Origin of the sequence: Marinoscillum sp. (genome assembly GCF_040222955.1) — a bacterium.
Classification (GTDB): Bacteria; Bacteroidota; Bacteroidia; order Cytophagales; family Cyclobacteriaceae; genus Marinoscillum.
Genome location: NZ_JAVKCA010000014.1, coordinates 81,459 through 95,541, shown reverse-complemented (window position 1 = coordinate 95,541; position 14,083 = coordinate 81,459). Strand labels below are relative to the sequence as shown.

Sequence of the window (14,083 nt, the reverse complement as noted above, 5' to 3'; positions counted from 1 at the left end):
CCTGAGCAGGTGGTCGCAGACAGCCGTGTCGAAGGATAGACAAGAAGGAAGATCTCGAAAACACCAAATTGAAGCCTAAATAGAACCCTTGAGATTCCGGTCTTTGTCCATCGCTGCGCTCGTCCAAAACCGGAATGACGGGACGGGAAAAGAACGTCATTCCGGTTTCTGAGGTACGAAGAATACCGGAATCTGTTCATTGGATGGGTAGCTTTCAGAGTGTGTTCTGGTCGAATCAAGGAGTGTTTTATGAGAAAGACTATCCACCTGCCTTATGGTTCGACAGGCTCACCATGACAGGTTGAAAGACTGCCGTGTCGATTGTCATCCTGAGCCGGCGGTCGCAGACTGCTGTGTCGAAGGATAGACAATAAGGAAGATCGAAAACATCAGATTAAATTCTATTGATAACCCCTAAAGATTCCGGTATTTGTCCATCGCTGCGCTCGTCCAAAACCGGAATGACGGCCCTGGGAAAAAACATCATCCTATAACCACCCCTTCGTCATCTAATTCTCCATTTCCACACGGATTCAATCAAACAATCACTTTATTTGTGGATAGACCTTGCCAACCAATCGCTATACCTAACCCATGAAGTATTTATCCCTGATTTTTCTCTGTTTCATCGCGCTGTTTCGTGTCGCGGCGCAAACACCCAAAATTTCTGAATTGAAGGAATTGTATGCCACTACTGCTTCAGACAGTGTGCAGGTACAGACACTCATCAATCTGATCAATGAGTACATCGGCCACAACCCGGATTCACTGGCCTATTTCGCCCAAAAGCTGGACACTCACCCTGGCAAAGACAAAAACCGCAATGGCCAGAAGTCGGTGAATGTGGCTTACGCCATGTATTATTATGATAAGGCTGAGTTTGATTCGTCCATTGTCTACATCGACAAAAACATTGAGATATCCATTGCTCAGGGAGACAGTGTGGGCATTTCCAGCAACCTCACCAATGCCAGTATCGTGCTGATCGGCCAGAGTAAATACCAAACGGCCATCGAGTACCTCCTGCGGGCGCTGGCCATTCAGGAGGGCAATGAGAAATTTGCGCCCAAGTTTGTCGCCAATACCTACAATGTGATTTCCATGGCTTATCACAATATGAAGAACTTCGAAACTGCCCAGGAGTATCAGTGGAAAGCACTCAATGTCTACAAGGCCAACGCCATGGAAACGGACCTCATCAGGTCCTATACCAATCTGGGTTCTAACTTCCTGGCCATGAACAAGAATGACTCGGCGATGTATTATTTCGGGGTGGGATTGAGCCTGAGTAGAAAAAACAAAGATGAGCGCAAACTGGCTGAGCTGAGCAGGATGATCGGAGACCTTTATCTCAAGGAACAAAAATATGATTCAGCTCAATTTCACTATGAAAACTCCCTCCAATACTTTGGCGACAATAAAAGCACCAAGGAGGTGACAGAAGCCATGGTGGGGCTGGGCACGGTGTACTTCGAAAAGGGCAACTACCCGCGAGCCTATGAAATGCACAAACAGGCCAAAGACCTGTTCGCCGACAGGGGAGATGAGTTGGAAACCAGCAGGACCCTTTGGCTGATGTCGAAAGACCTTCAGAAGCTGGGCAGGTATGAGGACGCCTACCAGGCGATCGCCGAAAGCAAAACACTGAGTGACACCCTGCAGGCCAAGAATAGCGCAGACGCCATTGCTGAGATGCAGGTGAAGTATGAAACCGAGAAAAAGGAGAAGGACCTGGCACTCCAGGGCGTACAGCTTTCCGCACAGGAGCTGGAACTAAACAGACAGGAGCTCCTCCGAAATGTGGCCATCGCTGGTGCTTTGCTGCTCGGTGTGGTGGCCTTGCTGATCTTCCAAATCAAGTCCAGAAGCAACAAGACGATCACTGCCCAAAATGAACTCTTAGGGAAGTCTTTATCCGAAAGGGAGGCCTTGCTCAAGGAAATCCACCATCGGGTAAAGAACAATCTTCAGATCATCGCCAGTTTGCTGTACTTACAGTCCGATGAATCTGAAAATCTGGATGCCAAAAGGCTGCTGGAAGAGGGGCAGGGGCGTGTGCGCTCCATGGCTTTGATTCACCAAAAGCTCTATGAAAACGATGACCTGAAGCACATCCCTTTTGATGAATACCTAAATGAGCTGATCGGCGAGATCAAACTTTCCTTTGGTGATATGGCCAAAGATGTAGCCCTGGAAGTAGAAGCCAAAAATATCTTCTTTGATGTGGACACTGCCGTGCCTTTGGGGCTCATCATCAATGAGTTGAGCACCAATGCCTTCAAGTACGCCTATACCCAGCGAATGGGCGGTGGTGTTTTTAAGGTAGTTCTTCAGCATGAAGAAGGGGCCTATCACCTGACCGTTTCGGACAATGGCTCTGGCATTCCTGATGAACTCATGCATGCCACACAGTCTGCTTCCCTGGGCTTGAAATTGACCAGGATGCTCAGTGACCAGCTGGAAGGAGATTATCGTTTCAGCAATTCGAATGGTACCACCTTTGAACTGAAGTTTGCGGTCTGATGGAGAAAGTAAAAGTATTGGTTGTAGAAGATGAAATGATCATCGCCCAGTCCATCGTCAGCATGATCGAAAAAATGGGCTATGAATGTGTGGGGACCGCCATCCGTGCCATCAAAGGACTGGAGCTTGCCAGAGCGCTGAAGCCGGACATTGCCCTGCTCGATATCAGCCTGAAGGGAGCCGAGACCGGGATCTGGCTGGCGGAGCAGTTGAAACGAGAGTTGAACATTCCCTATGTTTTTCTCACCTCACTGGGAGACAAGAAGACCATCGAAGAAGCCACTGCTACTATGCCTTATGGCTATCTGCTCAAACCCGTGGCACAGCAGGGAGTCTATGCCGCCATTGAGACCGCCCTGGCCAGGTTTAGTCATGAGCAGAGAACCCCGGCACAAAAGGAGGTGAGCATGTCTGTGGTGAAGGATGCAGAGGTGTTGGAGGAAATAAAAAACCCACCCTTGCTGATCAAAGATGCCCTCTTCATCAAGGATGAATACCAGTATGTGAAGATCACCCTTTCTGAAATTGATTACATCAAGTCAGACGGCAACTATGTGGAGATTCACAGTCAGGGAAAGCAAAAGGTGCTGAAGGAGACCCTTAAAAACATGGAAGCCAAATTGCCGTCAGAGCACTTCTTTCAGGTGCATCGCTCGTTTTTGGTGAACGTATCCAAAATAGAGCGCATTGGGGGCAATACCATTCGGATCAATGACCAGGAAATCCCAATTGTCAAAGAGAAGCGAGATGCGCTGCTGGCCATCCTGGCCGGTTAATCCGCCTTACCCCTTCATTTTTCGTCACCGGGTTTATTGATTTCGTCCACCAACTTTCGGGCCTGGTCAATCATTTTTTATCCCCTGAGCATCCATCCATACATTCGGTAGACTTTTCTGCCTGGCAGAAGAACCCAACCAAAATGCCGTATGATGAATGTTCCAATCGAATTAATTGCAAAATCGCGAAATCCTCACAAAGGAATCCGCACAGCACTGGTTTTCGCTCTGATCATTATAAGTGCTTTCAGCGCGGAAGCACAAGCCGTAGTGGTCAATAGCCTTTCTGCACCTGACAATGATGGCTCTCTTATCATCAATAGCAGCTTTTACGGAGCTCAGGGATTTACCGTGGGAGCTGCTGACATTGAGCTCACCAGCATCACCCTCTCACTGTACTCGGGCGCAGAGGGGGTGGGTGCCACGGCGAATATTTCAATCAGGGATAATCCGGACAATACCCAGGGCAATCTGATAGAAAACCTCGGAAACCTGTCTACATCCACCTCTACCATTAATGATTTAACGATCAATTCTACTACCAGCCCGACACTCTCTGCTAATACAAGTTACTGGGTACATGTGACCTATGTGTCTGGCGCAGATACGAATTGGGATGCCAGTACCGGAGCTACCAATACAGGCGCTGCAGGTACCATTCCTGCTAATTTTCTGTATTATAACGCCTCAGTCATCAATGGTTATTTTGTGGATTTTAAAGTGGAGGGCACGCTGGCCAACCGAAATCCGGCATTTACTTCCACAGCAGTCACAGCTGTGGATGATGATGAAACCTATACTTATGAAATAGAGACCAGTGATGCTGATGACGATCATGTGGTGGTGACCGCTCCGACCAAGCCGGACTGGCTAACATTTACGGCAGGCAGTGAAGATGCAGTAGTTACCACATTTGTAGGTTCAGGTACATTAGGGACAGATGATGGCACCGGAACAGATGCCTCATTTTACTCTCCTGTATCTATAGGAGCAGATGGTGCCGGCAACATCTATGAGCTTGATGAGGACGAAGGGAGTTATCAGATCAGGAAAATCACTTCAGCAGGAGTAGTCACCACGCTGGTAAGTGCTTCTGGTTATGAAGATGGCCCATTAGTCAGTGCGAAGTTCAACAGCCCAAATGGAATCGCTGTGGACAATGCAGGGAACGTCTATGTGGCAGATACCTGGAATCACAAAATTAGAAAAATATCCACCGACGGGACAGTATCTACGCTAGCCGGCTCAACTCAGGGTTACCTGGATGATACCGGCACTTCAGCTCGATTTGATTCCCCGTATGACGTGGCAGTAGATAACTCAGGAAATGTGTATGTGGCGGACAGAGGGAATGAGAAAATCAGAAAAGTAACCCCGGCAGGAGTAGTCACCTCTTTGGCAGGTTCCACCAATGGAGATGCCGTAGGGACAGGCACAGCTGCCCAATTCAATTGGCCAGAAGGGATCGCTGTAGGCAACGATGGCAATGTGTATGTAGCTGATCGCAACCACAAAATCAAGAAAATTACCCAGGCTGGAGAGGTGACGTTGCTGGCTGGCTCTACGTCTGGTTATAACGATGGGGTGGGTGCAGCAGCACAGTTCTACTTCCCTCACGGAATGGACTTTGATGCCGCGGGTAATTTATATGTGGCTGAACTGTTCAACCATCGCATCAGAAAAATAACCACGGATGGCACGGTGACTACACTGGCCGGAAATGGAAGTGAGTCATTTGGAGATGGCACTGGTACAGCTGCCAAATTTGCCCGTCCATTTGATCTTACCTTCGATTCGTCAGGAGATCTGTACATAGCCGATGGGATCAATTACAGAATCCGAAAAATAGACATTACACACCCTGCCGTGTTATCAGGAGATCCGGCGGGACAAGTAGGGGATCATAACGTTTCTCTCTCTGCCAGCGATGGCAATGGCGGCACAGCCACCCAGACCTTTACAGTTACGGTGACTGATGCCACCGCTCCGGTGTTCACCTCCGGGGTTACATCTTCCTTTGCGGAGAATGGTACAGGTACGGCCTACACGGCAGTTGCAACCGATTCGGAAACGATCACTTACAGCCTGGGTACAGGCAACGATGAATCGTTGTTTGATATCGCAGGCAGTACCGGAGTGGTGACGTTCAGCAGTGCTCCTGACTTTGAAAACCCTGCGGATGCAGATGCCAACAACACTTATGTGGTCAATGTGGTGGCTAGTGATGGCACAAATTCGGTGAATCAGGATGTGACCATTACAGTAACCAATGTAAACGAACAACCTGCTTTCACTTCTACGGCAGTTACCTCCGTGGATGATGATGAAACCTATACTTATGACATTGAGACCAGCGACCTGGACAATGATGCTGTGACCGTGACGGCAACGGTGAAGCCAGATTGGCTTTCGTTGAATTCGGTTTTACCTATTTCAACATTTGCCGGATCGGGTGATGCGAGTTTTGCTGATGGAAATGGTACGGCTGCCAGTTTTATTCAACCCGTTGGCCTGGTGATGGATGCCTCGGACAATCTCTATGTAGCCACCTACGGGCATCGCATCCGAAAGATTACCCCTACAGGAGATGTAAGTACCTTAGCAGGATCCGGTGACTATGGATCAGCCAATGGTACGGGTACGGCAGCCAGCTTCGCCAACCCTACTGGTATGACCATGGATGCTTCAGGCAATTTGTTTGTGGCAGATTTTGGTAATCAAATCATCAGGAAGATAACTCCCGCGGGTGAAGTGTCGACTTTTGCGGGAACAAATGGTGTGCGTGGGAATGTAAATGGAACCGGCACCGATGCCCGTTTTTCGGGGCCCATCAGTATGGCGATTGATGCTTCGGGTAATCTGTATGTAGCCGAAATTGTGAATAACCTCATCAGAAAAATCACCCCGGCAGGAGAAGTATCCACATTTGCAGGTTCAGGTTCCGGAACCCCAGCGGATGGTACGGGTACTGATGCCGGTTTTAACGGACCCAATGCAATAGATATTGATGCCTCTGGTAATTTGTATGTAACTGAGCAAAACAGTCACCTGGTTAGAAAGATTACTCCGGCCGGAGTAGTCACCACCATTGCCGGAACGGGTAGTGCCGGAGCCAATGATGGTACGGGTACGAGTGCATCGTTTAACACTCCATTTGATGTACTTGTAGATGGTTCAGGTAATTTATTGATTTCAGAATATGGTAATCATACCATTAGAAAGATTACCCCTTCAGGAGTGGTAACCACCATTGCCGGATCCAGTCTAACCCCTGGCTCGGATAACGGAGCAGGAACTGCCGCCAGCTTTAATGGCCCTATCGGTTTGGCGATGAATGCTGCCGGGGAGGTCTATGTGGCAGATCAGGGGAATAGTCTTATTCGCAAAATAGGTTTGAATAGTTATCAGCTATCGGGTGATGCAACAGGCCAGGTAGGGAATCATAACGTGACGCTTTCTGCCAGTGATGGCAATGGGGGAACAGCAACCCAGTCATTTGTAGTGGATGTCTCCCGCGTCATGACCCCCGATATCAACAACATCCTATATGTTAACAAAAGCGTAAGTGGCGGCAATGGCAGAGGTGGCTCCTGGGCCAATGCCATTACTGAACTGGCAGACGCCATGATATGGGCAAAGGAGAATTATGATAATTCGTGGGAAACTACACCTTTAAAAATATATGTGTCCATAGGTACTTATCAACCCATGTATAGTCCCGAAGATGGAGTGAATTTTGGTACTGACCAGGCACGTAATAATAGCTTTTCCATGGTGAAGAACGTTCAGTTGTATGGTGGTTTTGATCCCGCCAACGGCATAGAGGATTTGACGGATACGCGTATTCTCCCTTCTTCCGACCAAACAAAGGGAACTATTCTAAACGGTGATATAGGAACGGAAAATGATGCCAGTGATAACATCTACAATGTACTGGTGAGCTCTGGTGATATAGGCACAGCAAGCTTAGATGGTTTTAGCCTTACCGGAGGAAATGCCAATGCATATTCTGATATTTTAATTAATGGTAACCAAGTCTATAAGTGCTCTGGGGCAGGGGTTTATAATTCTGTCTCTTCACCCAGCTATAAAAATGTTATTCTCCATAATAATACATGTACAGAATCTGGTGGGGGGATGTTCAGCTATCAGTCTTCTCCAAAGCTCCAATTGGTGATTTTAAGAAATAATGAAGCCAAAGATGGCGGTGGGATGACCAATCAGGAGAGTTCTTCACCTACGCTACTGAATGTCTCTATTGAAAGTAATCAGGCGAGTGAAAATGGTAGCGGAATGTATAATGTTGATCTATCAGGCCCCACACTTACCAATGTTTCTATTGTGGGAAATGAGGCTACCGTGAGTAGCGAAGAAGTGCCAGGTTGTGTGTCTCAAAATTCTGGTGTGACCCTTTATAACAGTATCATATGGGATGTTGTTACGGGAGATTACACGGCTCAGAACTGTCTGATTAAAGGGAATAGTGATATTAGTGATGGCAACATTGATGCTAGCGAACTGACGGATACAGACATCTTTAACGATCCCGCCAACGAGGATTTTAGTCTTAAAAATACGAGCTCAGCCGTAAATACGGGGAGTAATAGTTTGTATACCAATGCAGGTGGCGACATAGCCAATGATGTTGATTTAGCAGGTAACCCACGTCTCTACGATGGCCTGCCAAGTATTGATGTGATTGACATGGGCGCTTATGAATACCTTGATAACATTACACCTGTCTTCACCTCAGCACTCACTGCCAGTTTTGCAGAGAATGGCACTGGAACAGCCTATACTGCAGTAGCCACAGATGCCAATGCATTGACTTACAGCTTAGGTACCGGCAACGATGAATCCTTATTCGATATCGTGGGTAGCTCAGGTGTGGTGACCTTCAAAAACGCTCCAGACTTTGAGAACCCTACGGATGCAGACGCCAACAACTCTTATGTAACCAATGTGGTGGCCAGTGATGGAATCAACACTACCAATCAGGATGTGACGATCACGGTCACGGATGTAGATGATACCGCTCCGGTTTTCACCTCAGCACTCACTGCCAGTTTTGCAGAGAATGGTACCGGTACAGCTTATACTGCTTTAGCAACGGATGCCAATTCGCTGACTTATAGCCTTGGAAGTAGTAATGATGAGTCCCTCTTCGATATCGTGGGCAGCACTGGCGTAGTGACTTTCAAAAGCACCCCTGATTTTGAAAATCCAACTGATGCAGATGCCAACAAGACCTATGTGATCAATGTGGTGGCGAGCGATGGCACCAATGCTTCCAATCAGGATGTCACCATCACCGTGACGGATGTAGATGATACCGCTCCGGTCTTCACCTCAGCACTCACCTCCAGTTTTGCAGAGAATGGCACTGGGACGGCTTATACTGTTTTAGCGACGGATGCCAATGCATTGACTTACAGCTTAGGTACCGGCACCGATGAATCCTTATTCGATATCGTGGGTAGCACAGGGGTAGTGACTTTCAAAACCGCCCCCGACTTTGAAAACCCAGCAGATGAAGATGCCAACAATACATATGTGATCAATGTGGTGGCGAGCGATGGCACCAATGCTTCCAATCAGGATGTCACCATCACCGTGACGGATGTGGATGATATCGCTCCGGTTTTCACCTCAGCACTCACTGCCAGTTTTGCGGAGAATGGTACCGGTACAGCTTATACTGCTTTGGCAACGGATGCCAATGCATTGACTTACAGCTTAGGTACCAGCAACGATGAATCCTTATTCGATATCGTGGGTAGCACTGGCGTATTGACTTTCAAAATCACCCCAGACTTTGAAAACCCTTCGGATGCAGATGCGAACAACACCTATGTGATCAATGTGGTGGCCAGTGATGGAATCAATACTGTCAATCAGGATGTGACCATTACGGTGACAGATGTAGATGATACCGCTCCGGTTTTCACCTCGGCACTCACCGCCAGTTTTGCAGAGAATGGTACCGGTACAGCTTATACCGCTACTGCTACCGATTCGCAAACGATCACCTACAGTTTGGGTACTGGCAACGATGAATCCTTATTCGATATCGTGGGTAGCACGGGAGTGGTAACCTTCAAAAACGCACCAGACTTTGAAAGCCCTGCGGATGCAGATGCCAACAACACCTATGTGATCAATGTGGAGGCCAGTGATGGCACCAATGCTTCCAACCAGGATGTGACAATTACAGTGACAGATGTAGATGATACTGCACCGGTCTTCACCTCGGCACTCACCACCAGTTTTGCAGAGAATGGTACCGGTACAGCTTATACTGCTTTGGCAACGGATGCCAGCGCCCTGACTTACAGCTTAGGTACCGGTAACGATGAATCCTTATTCGATATCGTGGGTAGCTCAGGCGTGGTGACCTTCAAAAGCGCTCCAGACTTTGAAAACCCTGCTGATGCAGATGCCAACAACACTTATGTGATCAACGTGCTGGCAAGTGATGGAATCAACACTGCCAATCAGGATGTGACGATCACGGTGACCGATGTAGATGATACCGCTCCGGTCTTCACCTCGGCCCTCACAGCCAGTTTTGCAGAGAATGGTACCGGTACGGCTTATACTGCCACTGCTACCGATTCGCAAACGATCACCTACAGTTTGGGTACTGGCAACGATGAATCCTTATTTGATATCGTGGGTAGCACAGGCGTTGTGACTTTCAAAACCGCTCCAGACTTTGAAAACCCTGCGGATGCAGATGCCAACAACACTTATCTGATCAATGTGGTGGCCAGTGATGGCACCAATGCTTCCAATCAGGATGTGACCATTACGGTGACGGATGTGGATGATACCGCTCCGGTTTTCACCTCAGCACTCACCGCCAGTTTTGCAGAGAATGGCACTGGGACGGCTTACACTGCTTTAGCAACGGATGCCAATTCATTGATTTACAGCTTAGGTACCGGCAACGATGAATCCTTATTCGATATCGTGGGCAGCACAGGCGTGGTGACTTTCAAAACCGCTCCCGACTTTGAAAACCCTGCGGATGCAGATGCCAACAACACCTATGTGATCAATGTGGTGGCGAGCGATGGCACCAATGCTTCCAATCAGGATGTCACCATTACGGTGACGGATGTGGATGATACTGCTCCGGTCTTCACCTCAGCACTCACTGCGAGTTTTGCAGAGAATGGTACCGGGACGGCTTATACTGCTTTAGCAACGGATGCTAATTCGCTGACTTATAGCCTTGGAAGTGGCAACGATGAATCGCTCTTCGATATCGTGGGTAGCACAGGGGTAGTCACCTTTAAAAGTGCTCCTGACTTTGAAAATCCTACGGATGCTGACGCTAACAATACTTATGTGATTAATGTGGTGGCCAGTGATGGCTCCAATGCCTCCAATCAGGATGTCACCATCACGGTGACGGATGTGGATGATACCGCTCCGGTCTTCACCTCAGCACTCACTGCGAGTTTTGCAGAGAATGGTACCGGGACGGCTTATACCGCCACTGCTACCGGTTCGGAAACGATCACTTACAGCTTAGGTACTGGCAACGATGAATCGCTCTTCGATATCGTGGGTAGCACCGGGGTAGTGACCTTTAAAAGTGCTCCTGACTTTGAAAATCCTACGGATGCTGACGCCAACAATACTTATGTGATCAATGTGGTAGCCAGTGATGGGGTTAATGCTTCCAATCAGGATGTCACCATTACGGTGACGGATGTGGAGGAAAATACGCCTGTGGCCGACATAATGATACCCACAGCCATTACGCCAAACGGTGATGGAGCTAACGACCAATGGCAGCTTCCGGGAATAGAGTTCTTTCCCAATAGCAGGGTCGCTGTTTTGGATAGAAATGGTCACGTGGTTTTCGAATCAAAAGGCTACACCACACCGTGGGACGGCACAGACAATGGAAGAGAACTGGCGGCCGATACTTACTACTACAGCGTGGATCTGACCAGAGATGGAGGTAAGACACACAAAGGATTTGTCCTAATCTTAAAATAAACGATTATGAAATTCAGACATTTAGCAACGATTGTCGGGCTGGTCTTTTGTGCCTATGGTGCAAACGGGCAAGGCAAGATTCTGACGAGCCAGTACTTTCAAAACCTACCGGCTTATAGTCCAGCTCTGACCGGAGTACATGATTATCTTGACGTCAAGGCTGGTTTCAGAAAGCAGTGGGCAGGCTATGAAGGAGCTCCACAAACCAGCTTTTTGAGTGCGTATGGTTCTTTTGGGCCAGGATACAATGAGCAACGAAGGCACTCTTTGCGTGTGAGCGACCCGGGTCAGTACACGGAGAATCAGCCAGGTACCTTTCTAAGAGTTGGATTTGGTGGATATATTCTGACCGATGAGGTTGGGCCATTGAAGCGAACAGAAGGTATGCTGAGTGGTGCTGTACATGTGCCCGTGGCTGATCGTAAATACATATCGCTTGGTACTTCCGTAGGGATTATGGCCAGTGAAGTGGAGATGGACAAAGTCATGGTGATCGATCCGGCCAATGATCCGGTCTATCAGGCGTATGTGAATGGGGGTACATCCAGCACCTTTCTGAACATCAATACAGGCATTGGGTTTCACTCGGATCAGCTATATGTGAGCTACAACATCATGCAGGTCGCCTCGTCATTATTGTCAGGAAACGAGTTGGTCAACAACCAGGGAAGTGCTTTTCGTCATAATGTTTTGGCCGGTTTTCGAATGTATGTAACCGATCGGGTGGAGTTATTACCCAACGTGTTTTTCAGAGCCGAAGAGGGTGTGAGTTCCTTTTTCGATGTGGGGATGAGGGCCCGGTTCAATGAAAGCATCACTGCCGGTATGGCCTATAGAAACAATGGTACCTACATCCTCATGATGGGTTTGGCCATCACTGATGCATTGAATTTTGGATACTCTTATGAATATAAAACCTCCAACTTCGACCAGTTTAATAATTCCAGTCACGAAATCGTTTTAGGCATCAAACTATTCAACTATGAGAACTATTCACCAATGTGGTAAGCTGCTTTTGGCAGCATGTGCTGGAATGATAGCAACAATTCCTGCCACTGCTCAGGAAGCCTTCTATCAGCCCGTTGAAAAACTATCTCCGGGTGTCAATTCCCCTGCAGAGGAAATCATGCCGATGCTGGCCAGTGAGGGCAATAAGCTATACTTTGTGCGTACGTTCTCCGAGAAGAATGTGGGCGGAAAAGCAGCCGGACAGGATATCTGGGTGAGTGAGAAAAAGGAAGGTGAATGGGACGAAGCAAAAAACCTGAAAGCGCTGAATAATGGCGACAACAACTCGGTAGTCGGACTCAATGAGTCCGGTAATTCCTTGTATCTCATTAATAATTACAGCGCACTTTATCACCGAACTGAAAGGGGAATTGTTTCTTCTACTCAAAATGGAGACAAATGGGGTAGGTTAAATGAACTCCCCATATCCATTGAGATCAAGAATGACTACTATGGGTTTTATCTGACGCCTGACGAAAGTACACTCATCATCTCCATGATGGGAGGGGATGCATTGGGAGAAGAGGACCTTTACGTATCTGAAAAAACCGCCAATGGCTGGTCAAAACCGATCCATCTTGGTCATGTGATCAATAGTTCCGGATTTGAGATTTCTCCTTTTCTTTCAGCAGACAAACGAACCCTTTACTTTTCCAGTAATGGATTCCAGGGGTTGGGAGATGCGGATGTCTATCAGTCAGAACGCCTGGGTGATGGCTGGACCAACTGGTCCGCACCAAAGAACCTCGGAGCTCCCATCAACTCCGAGGGATTTGACGCCTATTTTTATCAGTCAAAAGATGGAAGCGTTCTATTCTCCAGCAACAGATCAGGTGGGCTGAGTGATCTTTATCAAACAGCACTGGTGAAGCACGATGCGGCTAAGGCACCAGCGCTGGTGACCACTGAAGAACCCATCTCTGAAGCAGAGATCATGACAGAACCTGAACCAGAAGTAGTGTCAGTATTGACGGAGGTAAATAAAAAGCCATTGGAAGGTAAGGAGATTGTGATCCCTGAGGCTCTCACGATCTTTTTTGGTTTTGATAGCTATGATATTACGGCCTATTCGATGGAGAAAATTGATGCAATGGTGCAAACACTTAAATTGAATGATCAACTCATTGTGAAAATTACCGGCCACACCGATGCAATGGGCGACGATGCTTATAATCTGAGCTTATCCGAAAAAAGGGCAAAAGCAGTAAGCAACTACTTGATCAGAACGCACAATATTGATGAAGCGAAGATCAGCGCTCTGGGCGTAGGAAAATCTGTCCCGCAAGCGCCTGTTCAGGAGTCAAAAGGCAACAAATGGAACAGGAAAGCGGTGGTCACTTTTGAGATCGACCAGCGCTAACCCTTCCGCACAAACTCTGACTTGAGGGACATGGCGCCAAAGCCGTCAATTTTGCAGTCGATGTTGTGGTCACCGTCTGTCAGCCGGATATTTTTCACCTTGGTTCCTGCTTTGATGGACTTGGGTGCCCCCTTCACAGGTAGGTCTTTGATCACCACCACGGTATCACCATCCTGAAGCACATTGCCATTGGCATCTTTGATCACTGAGGCGTCTGTGACTTCCTCAGCCTGTGGATCCCACTCGTGTCCACATTCGGGACACATCAGGAGTGCGTCTGATGGGTAGGTGTATGGCGACTTGCAAGCAGGGCAGGGAGGAAATTCTGACATAAAATGTTTTTCTGAAAAGCGCAAAGATAAGCTTTTGGGCGAACTGAATGAGTGTAAAATACCTCATGTGA

At 47.9% G+C, this 14,083-nt stretch carries 7 protein-coding genes; 5 read left to right on the top strand and 2 right to left on the bottom strand.

Translation table 11 applies throughout. The annotated features are described in order from the left end of the window. Positions 1 to 200, bottom strand: a 200-nt coding sequence (locus RIH33_RS13595; RefSeq protein ID WP_406658715.1) for a hypothetical protein, incomplete at its 3' end; no start/stop codon positions are given. 394 nt (positions 201 to 594) lie between these two features. Here RIH33_RS13595 and RIH33_RS13590 point away from each other — a divergent pair. The 5 genes from RIH33_RS13590 (at position 595) to RIH33_RS13570 (ending at position 13,680) form a co-directional block, all read left to right on the top strand. After that, positions 595 to 2,523 carry a histidine kinase dimerization/phosphoacceptor domain -containing protein gene (locus RIH33_RS13590; RefSeq protein ID WP_406651503.1) on the top strand — a complete coding sequence of 643 codons (1,929 nt, stop codon included), beginning with the start codon at positions 595 to 597 and terminating at the stop codon, positions 2,521 to 2,523. Next, a complete protein-coding gene (locus tag RIH33_RS13585) occupies positions 2,523 to 3,299 on the top strand; it encodes a LytR/AlgR family response regulator transcription factor (protein ID WP_406651502.1) in 777 nt (258 codons plus the stop codon). The genes RIH33_RS13590 and RIH33_RS13585 overlap by 1 nt, the downstream gene beginning before the upstream one ends. Before the next feature lie 150 nt (positions 3,300 to 3,449). Continuing rightward, positions 3,450 to 11,312, top strand: a complete 7,863-nt coding sequence (locus RIH33_RS13580; RefSeq protein ID WP_406658714.1) for a gliding motility-associated C-terminal domain-containing protein — start codon at positions 3,450 to 3,452, stop codon at positions 11,310 to 11,312. Positions 11,313 to 11,318: 6 nt separating this feature from the next. Then, positions 11,319 to 12,320, top strand: coding sequence for a PorP/SprF family type IX secretion system membrane protein (locus tag RIH33_RS13575; RefSeq protein ID WP_406651500.1), 1,002 nt, complete (start codon positions 11,319 to 11,321; stop codon positions 12,318 to 12,320). Then, on the top strand, positions 12,295 to 13,680 hold the full coding sequence (locus RIH33_RS13570; protein WP_406651499.1) for an OmpA family protein: 1,386 nt from the start codon (positions 12,295 to 12,297) through the stop codon (positions 13,678 to 13,680). Before RIH33_RS13575 ends, RIH33_RS13570 begins: the two co-directional genes overlap by 26 nt. On the opposite strand, the gene RIH33_RS13565 is transcribed toward RIH33_RS13570, so the two are convergent. Next, on the bottom strand, positions 13,677 to 14,012 hold the full coding sequence (locus RIH33_RS13565) for a zinc ribbon domain-containing protein YjdM (protein ID WP_406651497.1): 336 nt from the start codon (positions 14,010 to 14,012) through the stop codon (positions 13,677 to 13,679). The two genes, RIH33_RS13570 and RIH33_RS13565, sit on opposite strands and share 4 nt — an antisense overlap. Positions 14,013 to 14,083 lie beyond the last annotated feature (71 nt).